Annotated in this window: 1 protein-coding gene and 1 pseudogene; both read left to right on the forward strand. The window is 77.0% G+C overall.

Annotated features, from left to right (window positions below; genetic code table 11):
- A pseudogene (locus KUM32_RS37830) lies at positions 1-338 on the forward strand (hypothetical protein); the annotation flags it as partial.
- Positions 339-343: 5 nt separating this feature from the next.
- Positions 344-660 (forward strand): TetR/AcrR family transcriptional regulator (locus KUM32_RS37835; protein ID WP_374227601.1); only part of this gene is annotated, 317 nt, incomplete at its 3' end.

A 660-nucleotide genomic window follows, 5' to 3' on the forward strand; every position in this document is an offset into this window, starting at 1 on the left:
CCAACTCCGCGTACCTGCACGGCATGGCCCTGGTCCTGCTGGTCTGCGGCGCCACGGCCCTGCTCGCCGCCGCGCTCACCGCCTGCTTCCTCCCCGACTCGCGCCCGGCCCGCCCGGCCGCCGACAAGGCCCAGGGTCCGGGTGGCCCGGGCGGCTCGGCTGGCCGGGGTGGCCCCGGTGGCGCGGCTGGTCCGGGCGGTCCGGGCGATCCCGCTGGCCCGAGCGGTGCGAAGCCCGACGGCGATGCCGCGGCGCCCGGTGGCGCGCCGGGCCCGGCGGCGGCGCCCGCGACCCCGCCGTCGCACGTGGCCGGGGCGCCCGGCGATGGCCGACAATAGGGGCCATGGCCTCAGCACGTACGACGTCCGCCGCGGAGCCCGGGATGGTGCCCACGCTCGGCACCGGGCGCGAGCGCAAGCTCGGGCTCCGCGAGCGGAAGAAGATCCAGACCCGCCAGGCGATCCGGCACGCCGCCTACCGGCTCTTCGCCGAGCAGGGGTACGACGCGACGCCCGTCGACCAGATCGCCGAGGCTGCCGAGGTCTCCCCCAGCACCGTCTTCCGCTACTTCCCCACCAAGGAAGACATCGTCCTCACCGACGAGTACGACCCCGTCATCGAGGAGGCCCTGCGCGCCCGGCCCGTGGACGAGCACCCGGT

It is taken from the genome of Streptomyces sp. AC627_RSS907 (assembly GCF_019049165.1).